The organism is Candidatus Omnitrophota bacterium, from assembly GCA_028716245.1.
Taxonomy (GTDB): domain Bacteria; phylum Omnitrophota; class Gorgyraeia; order Gygaellales; family Profunditerraquicolaceae; genus UBA6249.
Window position 1 is genome coordinate 184320 of sequence record JAQUQW010000002.1, and the last position, 19006, is coordinate 203325.

Genomic DNA, 19006 nt, shown 5'->3' on the forward strand with positions numbered 1-19006 from the left:
TGGCGTTCCAAGAAAGCTAATAAAGGCAGAAAACCTAATTTAGGTTAAATTCCTGTATATGGTCTTATTCTGGATCTTAGCCAGCACGTCCTTAGTCAGCCTTATATCCTTAGTGGGGATTCTTACCCTGGCGCTAAAGGATAATTTGCTGCATAAGATTATTTTCTGCCTGATTGGTTTTTCCGCCGGAGCCCTCATCGGCAGCGCCTTTTTGCACATCCTTCCGGAAGCAATTCAAACATCAAGCAGCATATTTGTTTTTTACTGCCTCATTTTGGGGATAATTTTATTTTTCCTGATGGAAAGATACCTCCATTGGAGGCATTGCCATGATAAAGATTGCCATATCCACGCTTTTACCTACCTGAACCTTTTTGGAGAGGCGTTCCATAATTTTATCGACGGTATTGCCATCGCCGCGAGTTTCATTATTTCGATTAAATTGGGGGTGGCAACCACCCTGGCCATTATTTTTCATGAGATCCCCAAGGAATTGGGTAATTTCGGCGTGCTTATTTACGGAGGTTTTAGCCGCAAGCGGGCTTTGCTTTATAATTTTATCTCGGCGCTCATGGCAATATTAGGAGCGGTAACGGGTTATTTTATTTCTGATTTTGCGCATGGTTTCTCCCATTTTATTATGCCTTTGACTGCGGGCGGTTTTATTTATATTGCCATGTCGGATCTTATTCCGGAGGTGCATAAGGAGAACAATCAAAGGCAGGCTACTTTGGCGTTCATCTCTTTTTTACTGGGTATCGTATTTATGGCAATTGCGAAAACTTTCCTGTCAGACTAGCTAAACTATTTTAAATATTACTGTGAAAATAAAAGCATTAGCTTTGGTTTCCGGAGGTTTGGACAGCCTCCTGGCGGCAAAGCTCATTCAGGACCAGGGTTTGGAGGTTATCGGGATACATTTTAAAATCCCTTTTTGCAAATTAAACATAAGAAAGGTTTTTCCCGATATTGGCATAGAAATAATCGAAGTTGACTTAAGCCAAGAGTTTCTTAAGCTCATTGAAGAACCGCGTTATGGCTTTGGCGCGAACATGAACCCTTGTATCGATTGTAAGATCCTTATGTTCAGCAAAGCCAAAGAGCTGATGAGCGGGCTGGGAGCCAAATTCATCATTACCGGCGAAGTGCTTGGGCAGCGCCCGATGTCCCAGAATAAACAGGCCTTGAAGTTGATTAAGCTGCAAAGCGGGCTTGATGATTTATTGCTGCGCCCGCTATCGGCGCAGTTTTTTCCGCCAAGCTTAGCGGAAAAAGAAGGTTGGGTCAAAAGAGAAAAGCTTCTTAATTTTAACGGCCGCCGGCGCAGCGCGCAGATGCAATTGGCTAAAAATTTGGGGTTTCTAAAATATTCAACACCTGCCGGAGGATGTTTATTGACTGATCCTTGTTTTTGCCGAAGGCTGGGAGAACTTCTTGCGCATAAAGAATTGGACCTGGATAACCTGGCGCTTTTAAAGGTGGGCAGGCATTTTCGTATAGGGAATAATGCCCGGCTTGTTGTCGGCAGAGATGAAGATGAAAATAACCTGCTTATGCGCTTAGCCAAGCCGGGTGATTATTTATTCGGCCCGCAAAAGGATTTAGCCGGGCCTACTTCATTAGCCCGGGGCTTAATTACTCCGGATTTAACTTTTTTAGCTTCAGAGATAACTTCTGCTTATACTGATGCTGTTGATTTAAAAGAAATAGCGGTGCTTTATCGCCAGGTTCCTATAGCCAAAGATGATATACATAAGACAGTTTGTCTGCCCAAAAGCAGGTTTGCGCATTTATTAATATGAAAGAAGCTTTGCTTTATACCCGGTTAGACGGCCTAAGCGTGCATTGTCAGCTCTGCGCGCATAGCTGTAAAATCCCGGAAGGTAAATTTGGTTTTTGCGGAGTAAGGCAGAATATCGAGGGGATCCTTTATTCGCATAATTATGGCAAGCTGGTAGCGGTAAATGTAGATCCGGTTGAGAAAAAACCGCTGTACCATTTTCTTCCCGGCACAACAACTTTTTCTATTGCCAGCGCCGGGTGTAATTTCCGTTGCGGCTTTTGCCAGAATTGGCAGATTTCCCAGCTTGGTCCCCGTTCGCTTACGCTTACAGGGACTGCGCTGGATAAAAGATTAAATGTGCTTGATTTTCTTAAGCAGTATCCGGGAGAAGATTTTAGCGCCGATAAGGTTGTAAAACTGGCTAAGCAGAATAATTGTAAAAGCATAGCTTATACTTATACCGAGCCAACGATTTATTTTGAGTTTGCTTTAGAGGCAGCGATATTGGCTAAAAAAGCGGGGCTGGCGAATATATTTGTTACTAATGGTTATATGAGCCTTCAGGCAATTTCTTTGCTCAAGCCTTATTTAGACGCCGCTAATGTGGATTTAAAGTTTTACAAGGAAAGCTCTTACCAGAAGATTTGCGCCGCAAAACTTGCGCCGGTTTTAGATTCTATCCGGCGCTTACATGCTGCCGGAGTCTGGGTTGAGATTACGACTTTGGTGATCCCCGGTGAAAATGATTCTCCGGAAGAATTATCCGGGATCGCGAAATTTATCGCTGGAATAAGTAAGGATATCCCCTGGCATATTTCTGCTTTTCATGCGGATTATAAGTTTATTTCTTATCCCAACACCCCTGAACACGCCCTTAAACTGGCCTATGATTTGGGTAAAAACTGCGGGTTAGGTTATGTATATGCCGGAAATGTCTATGGTTGGGGCCAGGATACCTCTTGTGGTCGATGCCAAAGAGTCCTTATTAAGAGAGAAGGGTTTGATATAACCGCATCCCATCTTACAGGGAATAAATGCGTATTTTGCCAGGCAGCCTTGCCTGGAGTATTCTCGCCCGGGTTGGTTTAGGCTCTAGATCCTTGGACTCGCTAGCGTTGGATCAAGGATTTCGCCAGATCAAACCTTAAAGGTGCTCAAGATTAGTATTGACAGCTTTAAGCGCTAGGTTTAAAATAAGTTACAAAGTTAAGCTAACTTACAATTGCCCCTATAAAACAATAGGGGTATGTTTTTATAAATTCATATGGTAGATAAAAATAACCAACTTAACCCTAAAAAGTGTATTGTTTTTTTTGATTTTGATAATACCATCGCCACCTGTGATGTTTTTGATAACATGCTCTTACTTTTTTCCAAAGATGACCGCTGGGTGGAGCTGGAAAAAAGGTGGAAAAGCGGCAGGATCGGCTCAAAGACCTGCCTGGAGGGCCAGCTTCGGGGCATGGATTTAAGTAATAAGACGCTGGATGCCTATCTGCCTAAGATAAAACTGGATCCTTATTTTAAGCAGGTTTATAAGTTTTTGCAGGCTAAAAAAATTAAAGCCTTTATTTTAAGCGATAACTACGACTACATAATCAACCGGGTTTTAAAGATCAACCGGATAAACAAGCTTAAAGTTTACGCTAATAAATTGCGTTTCTCTAAGGGTAAAGTAATCACGGATTATCCCTTTAAGAATAAAGATTGCCAGATCTGCGCGCATTGTAAGACAAAAAACCTTCTGGCAAAAGCACCCAAAGATTCCACAATAATTTATGTCGGCGACGGTGAATCCGATGCCTGCCCGGCAAAATACGCACAGGTTGTCTTTGCCAAGGACCATCTGCTCAGGCATCTTAAAGAAAGTAAACTAGATCACCTGGCTTTTAATAACCTAAGAGACGTGCTTATTTATTTAAAAAGGAAGCTAATATGAGCCCAAAACAATTGACCAAAACAGCTAAAAATAAGAAAACTTTTACCCATGACGAGCTCCTGGATCTTGAGGCAAAATACTGTTCATGGGGGGATACGGTGCATTATGCCGAAAAGCTCGATATATTTAAGAGCGCCCAAGGCAGCTATCTTTATGACCGCCAGGGCACAGAGTATTTAGACTTACAGATGTGGTATTCGGCGGTTAATTTCGGCTATAGAAATCCGCGCCTGAATGAAGCTTTAAAAAAACAGATTGATACCTTACCGCAATTGGCCTGTCAGTATCTGCACGAAGAGAAGATCCTGTTGGCTGCGAAATTAGCGCAGAAGAACCAGCGCACCTTTGAAGAAAAAGGGAGGATCCATTTTAATGTCGGAGGTTCAAGCGCCTTGGAAGATTCGTTGAAACTGGTGCGCAATCATACCGGCAGGAGCCTGGTTTTCGCTTTTATGGGCGGTTATCACGGCCGGACATTAGCGGCTTCGGCGATTACCTCAAGCTTTAGGTACCGGGAGCGTTTTGGCCATTTCGGCGACCGGGCGATGTTCGTGCCTTATCCTTATTGTTTCCGGTGCCCGTATGATAAAAAAAGGGATTTTTGCGATTTATATTGCCTCAAGCAATTTGAGAGGCTTTTTGAAACCGAGTATTATTCGGTCGTAAACAAGAAGAATAACAAATGTGAATTTGCCGCTTTTTACGCCGAACCAATCCAGGGCACCGGTGGTTATATTGTCCCGCCCCAGGAATATTATGCGGGATTAAAAAACATCCTGGACCGTTACGGGATCCTTTTTGTCGACGATGAGATCCAGATGGGTTTTTTCCGCACGGGCAAGTTCTGGGCGATCGAGCATTTTAATATTACTCCGGATATAATTGTTTTTGGCAAGGCGCTGACCAACGGATTAAATCCGATCAGCGGAGTCTGGGCCAAAGAGGAGCTTATTTCACCGGATGTTTTCCCCCCGGGTTCAACCCATGCCACATTTTCGTCCAATCCTCTGGGCACAGCCGCGGGCTTAGAAGTGATGAAATTGATCGAGGAATCCGATTTTTCTACCTCGGTTCCCAAAAAAGGCCGCTATTTTATCGCCCAATTAAAGAAGTTGCAGAAAAAATATCCGCAGATCGGCGATGTGGATGGGATCGGCCTGGCTTTGAGGGTAGAGATATGCGAGAAGGACGGCTATACCCCGAATAAGGAGCTGACCGACAAGATCGTAAATCTGGGATTAAGCGGATCCTTGAATGTCAGGGGAAAACGCCGGGGGCTGATTCTGGATGTCGGGGGCTATTATAAAAATGTCTTTACCATTGCCCCGTCATTTTATATTACCGAAGAAGAGATCGACCTGGGTGTGGAGCTTTTTGAAGAGGCGTTAAACAGGGCGCTTAAGAAATCATAAGAATTTACTATGCTGGATAAACGCATCCGCGTTTTGAATTTCGATAACAGCGTTATTACCCAGCTCAAACTCCTTAGCCGCTATCCGGCAGAAATTATTGATTTTACTAGTTTCTCTTCTTCAGCCAGGCTTTATTTCTCAAGAGGCCTGCGCCAAAAAATCCTGGATCTTTTTTCCCCGCGAGAGAAAAAATACCCCACCTTTCTGGGTTCGGGTGATTTTCACCATATCAGCGAAATATTAATCAGCCAAATCGATGAACCCGCCTGTTTAATCGTGTTTGATTTCCATCCGGACTGGGATATTTTTCCGCCGCGTTTTGCCTGCGGCTCATGGGTAAGTGCGGCGCTAAAAAACAAAAATATTTCTAAATGCATACTTATCGGCGCTTGTTCCGCTGATTTATCCAGTCCCGCGTTACAGACAGCCAACCTTGGCGGCCTGGCTGGGAATCGCCTGGAGATTTATCCTTACCGGCACGAACCGAGCAGGGTTTATTTCAGGCGCGTTGCGCCAAACCGCTCAATCACCGTTCAAAAAGGTATTTTCTCGAATAAAATCATCTGGCACCAATTGGAGCAGGAAGATTTAGCCGTCTTTACTCTGGAATTGATCAAGCGCCTGCCGGCGCGGAAGGTTTATATCTCAGTCGACAAGGACTGCCTAAAAAAGGATTTTGCCTTGACCAACTGGGAAGAGGGTTTTTTGCGTTTAGACCAACTCTTGACCATGCTTAAGCTTATGCGGGAGAATTTGGATCTAATCGGTTTAGATGTGGCCGGCGACTATTCTGTTCCGGTGATTTTAAACAAAGTAAAGGCGATTATTTCAAAACTGGATCACCCCAGAGAAGTTGCTGCCAAAAATTACCCAGCTGATTTGATCTCTTCGCTGAATGAACAAACCAACCTGGCCATCCTTGCTGAGGTATTTTCTTAAGCTTTGTGTTTTTCAAAAAAAACCGCTGTTTGTTCGGCGACCTTGTCTCTTTCCTGATCCGCGGTGATAATGTGGTAAGAATTTTCCAGAAAGAATATTTCTTTTTCCCGGGAGCTTACGTGGTCACGGATGTAGTAAGAGTTTTTGGGGCTGGTCACATCATCATCCCTGGCCTGCATCAGCTGGATCGGAGTTGTTATGTTTTTAAGTATTGATATTACTTCTTTTGAAAGCAGGTAATTTTGATACATGCAGGCAATTGGGATTACCGGATAACCGTAAAGGTGGACCTTGCTGTAATCAAAGAGTTTAGCTCCTTTATAGAAACTTTCTATTTTTTTCCTCAAGCGTTCATTTTTTATCCCGTAAGGGTATTCTTCTTTGAAATAAAACCAATATTTAAACGGGGTTCTATAAACCAAGGGCAGAAAAATTCTGGATTTAGGTTTGCTACCCTTGCTCCATCCGTCAAAGAATAGGGTGGGAGAGAAACAGTTTAGCGCTTTTACTTTTTTAGGAAATTCATGCGCAAGCATGATCCCGATTAACGCGCCGAAGGATAGCCCGGCGACAAAGATATTTTCATAATCATCGGCGTATTTAATAAATTCATTGCGCACAGAGCCATAAAGCTCCTGCCAGGAGGTCCGCTTAAGGCAGGAGATCGATTTATCGTGATTGGCCATCAGCGGGGCGGCTACGGAAAATCCCTTTTTATTTAGATGCTGGGCAATTGATCCCATTTCTTTGGCTGTGCCGGTAAGCCCATGAATCAGGAAACAAAGATTCTTATCTCCCGGAAGAAAAAAACTGCTATCGGGTATATTTGTAATTAAACGCCGGTCTTCTTTTAGTGAAAAAATTACCATATTTCCTTTCTTAATTTTTTTTAACTTTCTTGATTATATTTTTCAGGTCAGTTTCTTTCAAAAAGCTGCTTGTGCTTAAGGTCATTGTTTTCTCTGCCAGGATGCGGCTATTTGGGCAATCCGCAGCCGGGATGATATCTTTTAGATAGGCATAATCTGTGATTGCGTACAAATATACCTGGGATATTCCCAGCCCGGAATTCCTGAAAGTATGCAGGGCCAGGTCTCTTTTTTGCCGGTTATTAAAAATAAGGGCCAGGTATGGATAGCTTGCTTTTGTTTGCGGCAGTTCAATAATAGGCTTAACCCCCGGAAGATCAACCAACCCTTTTAAATAAATTTCTACTTTTTCCCGCTGCGCGTTAATTTTTTCGTTTAAGTGAGGAAAATTAAGATGTCCGATATATTCCCTGAAAGCAGAAACCCTATGCACGGGAAAATCAAGATTAAAATATTCGCCCATTGCCCTTATGGGATCATTGCGTATCTGCCAGAATATCTGCGGAAGCCTGAAGGCAAACCAGAATAAGCTCGGCCGGTAAAAAATACTGTAAGCAAAGAGTTCGGCGACTTTTAAGCATTCAGACGGCATATCCTTTTTCATAATCTCTCCGGAGGTTTCTTTTAAAATCCGCGCGTATTCCGGCCGGTTGGCTGCGGCTACGCCGCCTTCATAAATACTCAGCCCTTTTCCCCGGCAGAGGCTAAAGAACGAAAAATCTCCTAAAGAGCCGGTTTTTTTACCATGATATTGCGCGCCCAAACTCTGCGCGCAGTCTTCGATAATAAAAGAATTTTTGGCTTGGGCGATTTTTTTTAATGCGTCAAAATCTATCGGCAGGCCTCCCAGATGCACGGCTAATATCGCCAAAACATCGTTGTTCTCCTCGCAGATACTCTTAAGTTTATCTATATCAAAATCGAAATTAAACGCATTTGTATCGCAGGCCTTTATCTTAAGGCTGGCCCTTTTAATTGCTAAGGGTATTAACGGGCAAATAAAAGCCGGAATAATTACAGTTTTTTTACCGGAAAGTTTTTTTAAACTTTCCAGGATTAAGTAAAACGCGGCGGTCCCTGAATAGGTAAGCAGGGCCCTTGGTGCTCCAAGGTAGCTTTTAAAGTCTTCTTCCAACAATCCTTTGGGGTGTTTTTTAAAAGAGGAGAAGATTAAGCTTTTGATTGTAAGCGGCCAACCGGCGGTTGGCGGTATTTCGCGTATGAGGCTCAAATTTTAATTCCTTTTCTATTATCCAATTTATCTATTTTATGTTAAAATAAGCAAGAATTCAAGTTAACTCTACGGCTTCGCCCAAAGGAAGGCAAACCATAGCTCGCTAGCTTATGCCTAAAATTAGCTGCAAGGTATTTGATAATATAAACAAGATCGAAGAAAAAGACTGGGATGCTGTTTTCGGAGATATCCCGGAGAGCTATCCTTTTTATAGGGCGCTGGCTAATTCTGAACTTCCTGATTTTACGTTTTATTATTTGGTTATTTATCGCGATACTGAAATTGTGTTCATCACTCCGTTATTTGCTACTGATTTTAACGGGGATATCGCCGCAGAAGGCTGGATTTCCAGAGTTATTAAATTTATTCGCAGAGTATTTCCGCGTTTTCTAACTTTCAATACACTTTTCTGCGGTACGCCTTTTGGAGAGTACGGGGTTTTAGGGATCAAGCAGGATTTTCAGGATGATCCCAGGCTCATCCCGTTGTTATTGGAAGGCATAAATAATCTAGCCGTAAAAATCAATGCTCCGCTGGTAATCTTTAAGGATTTTTTAAAAGAGAGCACGCTGTTTTTAGACGCCTTAACGCAACAAGGCTATTCTAAAGTGAAAAGTTTTCCCACGGTGCTTTTGGATCTTAATTTTGCTTCTTTTGAAGATTATCTTAAAAGCTTAGGCAGCTCTACCCGCAAGAGCTTAAAGAAGAAACTAAAAGAAGCATACGGCCGGGGCAAGATAGAGGTTAAGGCAGTCCAGGAGATCCAGGGCCAGATCGACCAAATAGTTAAGCTTTATGAAAATACTTATCGTGAAGGCCTGACCAAGTTTGAACGCCTGACCCCGAAATTCTTTTTACAGGTTACTCATGATCTGCATCCGCATACCCGTTTTTTCCTCTACTATGTGAATGGTAAATTAGCCGCCTTTAATCTTTGTTTTGTCTACCCGGATTTACTTATTGATAAATTTATCGGTTTCGATTATGATATATCCAATCACTACAATTTATATTTTGTCAGTTGGGCCTATAACATCAAATGGTGCATAGATAATTCCCTGCGCTATTATCATCCGGGACAGACTGATTACCAGCCAAAGATCAGGTTGGGCGGCAGGATTATTCCGCTTTACGCTTACTTAAAACATAAAAACGCATTTTTTAATCTATTTGTCAAATTACTCATTCTTCTTTTAAAGCCGGAGAATTTTGATGAGGATATCAGAAAGTAAAAGCGATGTTTAAGAAGAAAATTACGCTGAGAATGTTAGCGGTGCTTATTTTTGTAGATGTGCTGGAGACTTGTACCCACCTGTTTTTTAAGAAAAGCGCTTTACCTGAAAGCGCGCTGCGAATCGATAATTTGGCCGGAGCGTTAATTTTCCTGAAGGCTGTTTTTTCTTCGCCTTTCTTATGGTGCGGGCTGTTTATGGTTTTTCTGGTTTTTATCATCTGGTCAACTATCCTTTCTAAGATAGATTTAAGTGTGGCTGTAGCGGTATGCAGCTTTAGCTATATACTGGTCCCGATAGCCTCCATTATTTTTTTAAATGAAAAGATCGGTATTTTAAGGTGGTTGGGGATAGTCTTTATCCTTATCGGGATTATTTTTGTTGCCTTAAGCAGTAAAGAGAAGATAGGGGCCAGCTGATGAAGGCAAATTTATTTTTCATTCTTTCTTTAATTGCCTTAACCAGTATTTGCGATACCATCAGCCAGATTTTTTTAAAATCTACAATTAATTCATTGAGCTTTAATTTCTCCTGGCATTTAACCAGATTTGTTAGGTTCATCCGTAACATTATGCTCACCCCGCTGGTTTGGGTAGGCTTGTTTTTTAGTACAACCTCTTTGTGCATTTGGTTATTTGTCCTCTCCAAGGCGGATCTCAATTTCGCCTTTTCCGCCGACAGTATGCATTATATCTTTATCGCCTTGGCCTCTAAGTTTATCTTAAAAGAAAAAGTCAGCTGGCAGCGCTGGCTGGGGATATTATCCATAATCATCGGGATAGTTTTTGTAAGCTTAAGTTAGGGCTTAGCACGACGTTAAGATTCAGAAGGCTAATCTATGGATCCTAAAATAATATCATTATCAATTTTCGTCATTTCTTATGTGTTATTTATTGCCCTTCCCCAAAAGCGTAGCTTGGTTGCTTTAGGAGGAGGGTTTCTTTTGATTTTAACCCAAACCATATCGCCAAAAGAAGCATTTTCGGCGATCAATTGGAATGTTATGGGTATATTTGTAGGCACCCTGATTATTGCCGATGTTTTTATGCAAAGCCGGGTTCCTGCTTATATAGCAGAGGTGATTGTTGATAAAGCTAAGAACATTACTTGGGCAATCTTATTTATCTGCCTGTTGACCGGATTTATTTCGGCATTTGTCGAAAATGTGGCTACGGTATTAATTGTTGCTCCTATCGCTCTGGCTTTAGCCAAGAAGCTTAAAATAAACCCCGCTAAAATGATGATTGCCATTGCCGTCTCAAGCAATCTCCAAGGCGCGGCTACTTTGATCGGGGATCCGCCGAGTATGCTGCTGGGAGGTTTTGCCAGGATGAATTTCGGTGATTTCTTTATTTACAAAGGCAAGCCAAGTATTTTCTTTGCCGTAGAACTGGGGGCTTTGGTGTCTTTTTTTGTGCTTTATTTTATATTCAGGAGACATAGCGAAAAAACACAGCTTATTCCGGTTGAGAAAGTAAGGTCGTGGGTGCCGACGATTTTGTTGGTAAGTCTGGTTATTTTATTGGCGGCATCTTCATTCTTTGATAAGAGTTTTAGTTATTTAGCCGGCCAGATTTGCATGGTTTTTGGGATTATTGCTTTGGCCTGGGAGAAGTTCATCAATAAAGCTTCCATTAGGGCCGGCCTTAAAAAACTTGATTGGGACACCACGTTTTTTCTTATGGGTATTTTTGTCATTGTCGGCGGGATCACGCTTACCGGGTGGATCCAGGTCCTGGCCAATTATTTGGCCAGCCTTGTTGGTTCAAATATATTTCTGGGCTATACCGCAATCGTGTTTCTTTCGGTAATCCTTTCGGCTTTTATCGACAATGTCCCGTTCTTGGCGGCGATGCTGCCGGTGGCGATAATTATGTCTAATAAATTGCAAATTAATCCTGCGTTGTTTCTTTTTGGTTTGCTTATCGGGGCTAGCTTAGGCGGCAATATTACGCCAATTGGGGCCTCGGCTAACATTGTCGCCTGCGGCTTGCTTAAAAAAGAAGGCTATCCGGTTAAATTCAGCGATTTTATGAAAATAGGAATTCCTTTTACCCTTACCGCAGTAACCGCCGCTTATTTATTGATCTGGTTTATCTGGAGATAATTTTTTCTTGACAAATGATACTAATGTGGTATCATTAATTATAGTAACACCCCGCGCTTATAAGGTATTGCGCGGGTGTGCCTTACTGGCAAGGAGGTGATCAGGTATGGATATAACGGTTAAGTATATGCTTAGGCCGGTAGCGCATTGTAAAGAGGGTTGCAGTAGATTGTCCCGGGCAAGACGATAAACTGCCCAATGCGTTTTTATAAAATATCATAGGGGTATATTTATGAAACTGATTACCAGAGATACCGATTATGCTTTGCGGGCGCTTTGTTATATGTCAAAGCAGCAGGATGTTGTAGCGGTAGATGAGTTAGTTAAAAAGCTTGGCGTGCCGCGGCCGTTTATGCGCAAGATTCTTCAACAGTTAAATAAAGAAAGGATCTTGGAATCTTATAAAGGACAAGGGGGAGGTTTTAAGCTTAAAGTTCCCCCTGCCAAAATTTTTATAATTAAGATAATGCGTATTTTTCAGGGACAAGTTGGCCTAAACGGGTGTTTTCTGAAAAAAGATATCTGCCCGGATAAAGGTAAATGTGTTTTAAGAAAAAAAATACACGCGATTGAAGATGACCTGGTTGACCGGCTTAAACAGATCAATGTCGCTTCTTTAATTTAAAGGGTAATTATATGGCTAGAAGGAAGATCATTAGTATTGATGAAAAGAAATGTAATGGGTGTGGCCTGTGTATTCATAATTGTCTTGAGGGGGTAATCCAGATCATTGATAATAAAGCCCGGATAATTAGCGATTTATCTTGCGATGGTTTGGGTGCTTGTCTTGGGCATTGTCCGCAGGGAGCAATCAGTATAGAGGAGAGAAAACCTGATGTTTCATAAGTGTCCGGGTCAGGATAAGCGCCTTGCCAAAGCAGAAAACATAACTTGTTCTAATTGCGGGTAGGCAGCGGAGATTCTTTCCGATGAGCTTAAAGTGCGCTGCCCGCAGTGTAGAGATTTAATCTGCAAGGAGAGATTGCCTTCCTGCGTGGATTGGTGCAGGGCAGCTAAAAAGTGTATTGGATAGGAGGTGCTCAATGTTTTGTTATCAATGCGAACAGACGGCCGGCGGTACAGGCTGCACAAAGTTGGGGGTCTGCGGCAAAAATGAGGATATCCAGAGCCTGCAGGATATGCTTTTATTCGGTTTAAAAGGTATTGCTGCTTATGCTTATCACGCGCGGCAATTAGGCGCCCGCGATGAAGAAGTGGATGCTTTTATGCACGGAGGGCTTTTTAAAACCGTAACCAATGTTAGTTTTGACCTGAATCAGTATCTGGAATTGGTTTTAAAATGCGGAGCGATGAATTATAAAACTATGGAGATGCTGGATAAGGCGCATACGCAAAAGTTCGGCAATCCGGTTCCTACCGCGGTAGAAACCGGCATCAAAGCCGGGCCGGCAATTTTAGTCACCGGGCATGATTTATTGGATCTTTATGAATTGCTTAAACAGTCTGAAGGGGCCGGAGTAAATATTTATACGCACAGTGAAATGCTACCCGCGCACGGTTATCCGCAGCTTAAGAAGTTTAAGCATCTGGCGGGCAACTATGGCGGGGCCTGGCAGGAGCAGAAAAAAGAATTCAATGCCTTTAGCGGGGCAATACTGGCAACGACCAACTGTGTATTAATTCCGCCGGAAAATTCCTATCTGGACAGGTTATTTACGATAGGCATAACCGGCGTAGCGGGAGCAATACATTTGAAATCCCGGGACTTTAAATCTTTAATTGCAAAAGCTAAATCCCTGCCGCCTTTACCGGAGGCTCCCGGTAAGAAGATCTGGACAGGTTTTCACCATACGGCAATTTTAGGATTAGCGGATAAAATCGTCAGCTTAGTTAAAGCCGGCAAGATTAAGCATTTTTTCTTAATCGGCGGTTGTGACGGCGCAAAACCCGGGCGTAATTATTACACCGAGTTTGCGGAAAGAGTGCCCAAGGATTGTGTAATCCTTACGCTTGCCTGCGGTAAATACCGGTTTAACAAACTTGAATTCGGGGATATCGAAGGGATGCCCAGATTAATTGACATTGGCCAGTGCAATAATGCTTACTCCGCGATTCAGGTAGCCGTGGCTTTAGCCGATGCTTTTGGCTGTAGTGTAAATGACCTGCCTCTGACCCTGGTGTTATCTTGGTTTGAGCAAAAAGCAGTTGCTATCCTGCTTACTTTGTTGTACCTTAATATTAAGGGCATCTATATCGGGCCAACCCCGCCTGCCTTTATAAGTAAAAATGTTTTTAAGCTTTTACAGGAGAAATTTGACTTAAGGCTGATCTCTACGCCGGATGAAGACTTAAAGCAAATATTAAAGAAATTAAAATAGGATAACAATACCCCGCGCTTACAAGGAATTGCGCGGGTATGCCCTTGTGGGCAAAGGAGGCAAAGATGTGCATGGTAAGATTATCGCATTTGCTGGCCATTGTACCGATTTCAATTTTATTGACCATAAGTTTTTTTGTTCTTTTTGTGATGCGCAAGGTTGAAGATAAAGCTCTTAAAACCTTTGGTTATGTGGTAGTCAGCTTTCTTTGGCTGGCGGCACTAGTTGTGTTTTCAGGCGCGGTTTATAAGACGGCTAAAGGCGCCATGGCAATGAAATGCATGATGCATAAAGACAGTATGCCGGCTATGTCCATGCCTGAGAAAGGACAGCTTCCTAAGGATGATAAAAAGCCCGCTGTTCCCAGATGCGGCGCGAACAAAGGGATTATTTTTAAAGCCCAATAGCTGGTTTGGCGGACCATGTTCGGGAGGAAAAAATGAGCAAATACCGATGTTTAGTTTGCGGCTATATTTATAATCCTGCCGCAGGAGACCCGGATAATGGGGTTGCCCCCGGCACAAGTTTTGAAGATTTGCCGGATACCTGGGTTTGCCCTGAATGCGGCGTGGGTAAAGATCAGTTTGAGAAAATAGCTTAAGGAAAAAATAATATGGCCAGGTTGATTACTTTTAAAGGGGCGCCTTTGGCCTTAACCGGCAGACCGGTTAAGGTAGGTAAGCGCGCTTTTGATTTTAAATTAATTTCTCAGGATTTAAAAGTTGTCAGGTTATCGGATTTTAGCGGAAAAATCAAAGTAGTCAATTTTTTCCCTTCTTTGGACACTCCGGTCTGCGATTTACAGGTAAAAGAGTTTAATAAAAAGGCTGCCGGGATTTCCGGCGATATCGTCGTCATCGGGGTAAGCAAGGATTTGCCTTTTGCCCAAGCCCGATTTTGCTCGGTAAATGAAATAAAAAATGAAGTTGTGCTTTCGGATTACCGCTTTTCCTCCTTTGGTTTAAATTATGGATTCCTGGTGAAAGAGTTGAATCTTCTGGCCAGAGGCTCGCTGATTATCGATAAAAGCGACCGCATCAGGTATATCCAGCTTGTTAATGAGTTGACCCATCCGGTTAATTTTGACGAGGTTTTTAGTAAGCTGCAGGAAGTAGTTAATCTGTACCGCCGCAGCGAATAAGAATGCCCGTAAAGATCAAAACCAAGATAAAAGAAATTATCCAGCGTAACTATAACGTCAAGAGTTTCCGCCTGGAGGCTCCCGGCGCGTTGGATTTTAAAGCCGGGCAATTCCTGTCGGTTGAGCTTGAAAATAATCCAAAATTAAAAAGATACCTTTCTATTTCCAGCTCCCCGACTGAAAAATGCCATTTGGAATTTACCAAAAAGCTGACCCAGAGTGATTTTTCCAAGGCGCTGAATAATCTCAAAGCCGGCGATCAAGTCGCAATCGAGTATCCTTTCGGGAAATTTATTCTGGATGAATCTTTGGCCAAGGTTGCTTTTTTATCCGGAGGCATAGGAATTACCCCTGTCCGCAGTATTTGTAAATACGCGGTTGATAAAAATTTAGGCATCGATATGGTGCTGGTCTATTCTAACCGGTCGGTGCGGGACATAGTTTTCAAGGATGATTTTGACGCTATGGCCAAGAGTTATCCCGCTTTGAGAATCGCGCATGTCCTCTGCGAGACTGAAGCCGGCTTTAAATGCACTGTCGGTTTGATTAACAGCAGTGTAATCAGGAATGAAATTCCGGATTACCGGGGAAGAAAGTTTTATCTTTGCGGTCCGCCGCAGATGGTTGAGGCGATGCGTAAGATACTGGTTGAAGAGTTAGGCTTAAATAGCGGCAAGATTATTATCGAAAATTTTCAGGGCTATTAGGAAGGAGGGAAAAATGGCTGCGCTAAAAATATTACCGGGTATATATTCGGTGGGAGTAGTTGATTGGAATGTGCGTAATTTCCACGGGCATACTTATACTACCAGAAGAGGCTCAACTTACAATGCCTACCTGATTATCGATGAGAAAATCGCCCTTATTGATACTGTTTATACCCCCTTTTCCGAAGAACTAATCAATAATATTAAAGAGGTTATCCCCCTGGAAAAGATCGATTATATTATCGCTAATCATGTTGAGGTCGACCACTCCGGAGCCCTGCCGGCCATCATGCCGCTTTGCCCCAAAGCCAAGATTTTCGGTACCGCCAAATGCAAGGAAGGGCTTTACCGGCATTATTACCAAAACTGGAATTTTCAAACCGTAAAAACCGGGGATAAATTAGAATTAGGCAAGCGTACTCTTAATTTTATTGAGGCGCCGATGATCCATTGGCCGGACAGCATGTTTACTTATTGCCCGCTTGATTCTCTGCTGATGCCTAATGACGCCTTTGGCCAGCATTTCGCCACCGCCGAGCGGTTTGACGACCAGGTTGATCAATGCGCGTTAATGGAGGAGGCAGAGGAATATTATGCCAATATCCTTTGGCCGCTTAGCTCCGTAATTTCAAGAAAAATCCAGGAAATCCAGAAATTAAATCTACCGATTAAAATGATTGCTCCCAGCCACGGGATTATCTGGCGCAAGGATCCGGCTAAGATAATCAATGCCTACCGCTCTTGGAGCGCAGGCGATACCAAAAATAAAGCGGTGATTGTTTATGAGACGATGTGGGGGGCAACTGATAAGATGGCTAAACAAATAGCCCAAGGCATAGCCAGCCAAGGGATAGAAGTCAAGCTTTATAATATCGCGGAAACCGACCGTACCGAGGTAATTACGCAGATGTTATCGGCCAAAGGTTTTCTTTTTGGTTCTTCTACCCATGACAATGATATGCTGCCGAATATTGCCGCGTTCCTTGAAATAGTTAAAGGCTTAAAACCCAAAGGCCGGCAGGTTAGTTTTTTTGGTTCTTATGGCTGGGCTGGCGGGGCAGTCGGCGAGATGCGGGAGTTGCTTAAAGATAGCGGCGCCGATTTTACTATCCCCGGCATAGCTTTTAAATATATTCCCGATCAAACTGAATTAGGGGGCTGTTTTGAATTTGGCAGTAAATTCGCCCAACTCTTGAAATGATAAAGATTCCCGCCGGGGTCATCGATTTTTTACGCGCCCAAAGTTTTGTGGTAATTTCGTCCGTAGACAAAGCCGGTTTTCCGCATAGTTCATGCAAGGCGATAATCAAGATTGATCAAGCCGGCAAGATTTTTTTAATGGATGTTTACCATGGCGCAACCTGTGAAAATATAAAACGTAATCCGCAAATAAGTATTAGCGCGGTGGATGACCATAAGTTTATGGGGTATTGCCTTAAAGGCAAGGGGGAAATTATCTTTGATGACAATGTTAGCCAGGAGATGATCAAAATCTGGGAGGACAATATCACGTCGCGCCTGGCAAAAAGACTGTTGCGTAACTTATCCGGAGACCGGGGCCACGGCCACCATCCTGAGGCCAGCCTGCCGCATCCCAAACATATTATCGCAATCGAAGTGGAAGAGATAGTCGATCTTGCTCCGTATCATTTAAGGAAGGAGGAATAATATGGCTAAGAGCGTAATCGTTTACAGTACTCCGAGTTGCCCTTGGTGCATCCGGGTCAAGCAGTTTTTAAAAGAGAACAACATATTATTTCTGGATTGGGATGTTTCCGTGGACCAGCTTGCGGCGGACGAAATGATTAAGAAGAGCGGGCAGATGGGGGTGCCGGTGCTGGATATCGACGGTCAGATTATCGTAGGGTTTGACAAAGAGAAAATTAAATCAGCTTTAGGAGTATAAGTTATATTTTGTACTCAGGACTTTGTCGCGTGCGAAATTTTTCGCCGTGTGCTGCGTTTACGACTCACTCTCGGACTGACTTACGTTGTGTGAAGGTCCTCCGTTCGTCGTAATTCCTTGCACACAGTTGCCGAAAAATTTCTAATTGCACGCTTACAAAGTCCTTCGACAAAATATAATTAACATTATGTATATCTACGATTTGATTATTATCGGGGCAGGGCCGGCGGGAATTACCGCCAGTGTTTACGCCGCCAGAAAAAAGTTGGATTTTCTGGTGATCAGCCTGGATATCGGCGGCCAGACCGCCTGGAGCGGTGATATCGAAAATTATACAGGATACCAATTCATTACCGGCCCGGAGTTAACCCGGAAGTTCGAAGAACATATGCGTAAATACGGCATTGCCTTAAAAGAAAATGAAGAAGTTTTAGGGCTTGAGAAAACCGCCGAGGTATTTTTAGTAAAAACCAATAAAGCGGATTATCAAGCCCACAGCGTGATTATTGCTTCCGGGAAAAAATCCAGAGAGCTGGGGGTTCCGGGGGAAAAAGAATTCAAGAATCACGGCCTGACATATTGCGCTACCTGCGATGGTCCATTATTTGCGGGCAAGGTTGTGGCGGTAATCGGAGGCGGTAACTCCGCGCTGGATGCCAGCCTGCAACTGATAAAAATCGCCAAGCATATCTATATTATCAACAATACCGAGCGCTTGGCCGGCGATGCGATAATGCTTCAGAAAGTCCAAGAAGCCGGCAATGTGACGATTTTAAATAATCATCAGGTTAGTGCCGTCCTGGGGGATAAATTTGTCCGCGCGATTAAAATCAAAAATAAGGACCAGGAAAAAGAGTTGGCTGTCGAGGGAGTATTTGTGGAGATTGGGCTTATCCCTAATTCCGGGTTCCTTAAAGGTATAGAAAAGAACGCCTGGAATGAAATAAATATAAATTTAGATAACCAAACCAATATCCCGGGAATATTTGCCGCCGGCGATGTTACCAATGTTCTGGAGAAACAGATTATTATTGCCGCCGGGGAAGGCTCAAAAGCCGCCTTAAGCGCTTTCCGTTATTTGGCCCAGAAAAAATTTTAGAAAATAAGTTGCGGGTAATTCAGGCAATGGTACAATGAACTAAAAATTACAGGAGGAAAACAAGATGAGAGACAGAATTGAAAAAGCGTTAGATAAAGTCCGGCCGATGCTGGCCGCCGACGGCGGAAATGTCGAATTGGTCGATGTCACCAGTGACGGGATAGTCAAGCTAAAGTTAAAAGGAAGCTGCGGATGCTGTCCGATGAGCTCGATGACTTTAAAGATGGGGATTGAAAAGATCTTAAGGCAGGAAGTCCCGGAAATAAAAGAAGTCATCGCTTTATAGAAGAAATTTTCTG

23 protein-coding genes and 1 pseudogene are annotated in these 19006 nt (G+C 43.1%); 22 read left to right on the plus strand and 2 right to left on the minus strand.

The genetic code is table 11. The annotated features are described in order from the left end of the window. Positions 1–58: 58 nt before the first annotated feature. The 6 genes from PHG87_04390 (at position 59) to PHG87_04415 (ending at position 6073) form a co-directional block, all read left to right on the plus strand. Complete coding sequence (locus PHG87_04390; GenBank protein MDD5477426.1) at positions 59–799, plus strand: ZIP family metal transporter; 741 nt, start codon at positions 59–61, stop codon at positions 797–799. A 22-nt stretch (positions 800–821) separates the two neighbouring features. Beyond that, positions 822–1802, plus strand: a complete 981-nt coding sequence (locus PHG87_04395; protein ID MDD5477427.1) for a tRNA 4-thiouridine(8) synthase ThiI — start codon at positions 822–824, stop codon at positions 1800–1802. Then, on the plus strand, positions 1799–2872 hold the full coding sequence (gene amrS / locus PHG87_04400) for an AmmeMemoRadiSam system radical SAM enzyme (protein MDD5477428.1): 1074 nt from the start codon (positions 1799–1801) through the stop codon (positions 2870–2872). Before PHG87_04395 ends, amrS begins: the two co-directional genes overlap by 4 nt. Before the next feature lie 175 nt (positions 2873–3047). Then, positions 3048–3722, plus strand: coding sequence for an MtnX-like HAD-IB family phosphatase (locus PHG87_04405; protein MDD5477429.1), 675 nt, complete (start codon positions 3048–3050; stop codon positions 3720–3722). Further along, positions 3719–5134 carry an aspartate aminotransferase family protein gene (locus PHG87_04410; protein MDD5477430.1) on the plus strand — a complete coding sequence of 472 codons (1416 nt, stop codon included), beginning with the start codon at positions 3719–3721 and terminating at the stop codon, positions 5132–5134. Before PHG87_04405 ends, PHG87_04410 begins: the two co-directional genes overlap by 4 nt. A gap of 9 nt (positions 5135–5143) precedes the next feature. Further along, positions 5144–6073, plus strand: a complete 930-nt coding sequence (locus PHG87_04415; GenBank protein ID MDD5477431.1) for a hypothetical protein — start codon at positions 5144–5146, stop codon at positions 6071–6073. Here the strand turns inward: PHG87_04415 and PHG87_04420 are convergent. Both PHG87_04420 and PHG87_04425 read right to left on the minus strand, forming a co-directional pair. Next, a complete protein-coding gene (locus PHG87_04420) occupies positions 6070–6942 on the minus strand; it encodes an alpha/beta hydrolase (protein ID MDD5477432.1) in 873 nt (290 codons plus the stop codon). The two genes, PHG87_04415 and PHG87_04420, sit on opposite strands and share 4 nt — an antisense overlap. A gap of 10 nt (positions 6943–6952) precedes the next feature. Next, on the minus strand, positions 6953–8173 hold the full coding sequence (locus PHG87_04425; GenBank protein MDD5477433.1) for a DegT/DnrJ/EryC1/StrS family aminotransferase: 1221 nt from the start codon (positions 8171–8173) through the stop codon (positions 6953–6955). Positions 8174–8286: 113 nt separating this feature from the next. On the opposite strand from PHG87_04425, the gene PHG87_04430 reads away from it, so the two are divergent. The 16 genes and pseudogenes from PHG87_04430 (at position 8287) to PHG87_04505 (ending at position 18993) form a co-directional block, all read left to right on the plus strand. Next, positions 8287–9408 carry a GNAT family N-acetyltransferase gene (locus PHG87_04430; GenBank protein MDD5477434.1) on the plus strand — a complete coding sequence of 374 codons (1122 nt, stop codon included), beginning with the start codon at positions 8287–8289 and terminating at the stop codon, positions 9406–9408. A 5-nt stretch (positions 9409–9413) separates the two neighbouring features. Further along, on the plus strand, positions 9414–9827 hold the full coding sequence (locus PHG87_04435; GenBank protein MDD5477435.1) for an EamA family transporter: 414 nt from the start codon (positions 9414–9416) through the stop codon (positions 9825–9827). Beyond that, positions 9827–10210 (plus strand): EamA family transporter, encoded by a 384-nt coding sequence (locus tag PHG87_04440; protein MDD5477436.1) that lies wholly within the window; start codon positions 9827–9829, stop codon positions 10208–10210. The genes PHG87_04435 and PHG87_04440 overlap by 1 nt, the downstream gene beginning before the upstream one ends. Positions 10211–10246: 36 nt before the next feature. Then, entirely contained in the window at positions 10247–11515 is a 1269-nt protein-coding gene (locus tag PHG87_04445; protein MDD5477437.1) for an SLC13 family permease, read from the plus strand. A 232-nt stretch (positions 11516–11747) separates the two neighbouring features. Further along, positions 11748–12140, plus strand: a complete 393-nt coding sequence (locus PHG87_04450; protein MDD5477438.1) for an Rrf2 family transcriptional regulator — start codon at positions 11748–11750, stop codon at positions 12138–12140. Positions 12141–12151: 11 nt separating this feature from the next. Continuing rightward, a pseudogene (locus PHG87_04455) lies at positions 12152–12352 on the plus strand (4Fe-4S dicluster domain-containing protein). 206 nt (positions 12353–12558) lie between these two features. After that, positions 12559–13854 carry a hydroxylamine reductase gene (gene hcp / locus PHG87_04460; protein ID MDD5477439.1) on the plus strand — a complete coding sequence of 432 codons (1296 nt, stop codon included), beginning with the start codon at positions 12559–12561 and terminating at the stop codon, positions 13852–13854. Positions 13855–13919: 65 nt separating this feature from the next. Then, entirely contained in the window at positions 13920–14261 is a 342-nt protein-coding gene (locus tag PHG87_04465; protein ID MDD5477440.1) for a hypothetical protein, read from the plus strand. A gap of 32 nt (positions 14262–14293) precedes the next feature. Further along, positions 14294–14455, plus strand: coding sequence for a rubredoxin (locus PHG87_04470; protein MDD5477441.1), 162 nt, complete (start codon positions 14294–14296; stop codon positions 14453–14455). Positions 14456–14467: 12 nt separating this feature from the next. Then, positions 14468–14995 carry a thiol peroxidase gene (gene tpx, locus PHG87_04475; GenBank protein ID MDD5477442.1) on the plus strand — a complete coding sequence of 176 codons (528 nt, stop codon included), beginning with the start codon at positions 14468–14470 and terminating at the stop codon, positions 14993–14995. A gap of 2 nt (positions 14996–14997) precedes the next feature. Continuing rightward, complete coding sequence (locus PHG87_04480) at positions 14998–15702, plus strand: FAD-dependent oxidoreductase (GenBank protein MDD5477443.1); 705 nt, start codon at positions 14998–15000, stop codon at positions 15700–15702. A gap of 13 nt (positions 15703–15715) precedes the next feature. Continuing rightward, positions 15716–16903, plus strand: a complete 1188-nt coding sequence (locus tag PHG87_04485; protein ID MDD5477444.1) for a flavodoxin domain-containing protein — start codon at positions 15716–15718, stop codon at positions 16901–16903. Further along, a complete protein-coding gene (locus PHG87_04490; GenBank protein ID MDD5477445.1) occupies positions 16900–17370 on the plus strand; it encodes a pyridoxamine 5'-phosphate oxidase family protein in 471 nt (156 codons plus the stop codon). Before PHG87_04485 ends, PHG87_04490 begins: the two co-directional genes overlap by 4 nt. 1 nt (position 17371) lies before the next feature. Next, the gene (locus tag PHG87_04495) at positions 17372–17608 is read left to right on the plus strand and encodes a glutaredoxin domain-containing protein (GenBank protein ID MDD5477446.1); all 237 of its coding nucleotides are present in this window, start codon (positions 17372–17374) and stop codon (positions 17606–17608) included. A gap of 187 nt (positions 17609–17795) precedes the next feature. After that, positions 17796–18707, plus strand: a complete 912-nt coding sequence (locus PHG87_04500) for an FAD-dependent oxidoreductase (GenBank protein MDD5477447.1) — start codon at positions 17796–17798, stop codon at positions 18705–18707. Positions 18708–18771: 64 nt separating this feature from the next. Beyond that, on the plus strand, positions 18772–18993 hold the full coding sequence (locus PHG87_04505) for a NifU family protein (GenBank protein ID MDD5477448.1): 222 nt from the start codon (positions 18772–18774) through the stop codon (positions 18991–18993). Positions 18994–19006: the final 13 nt, after the last annotated feature.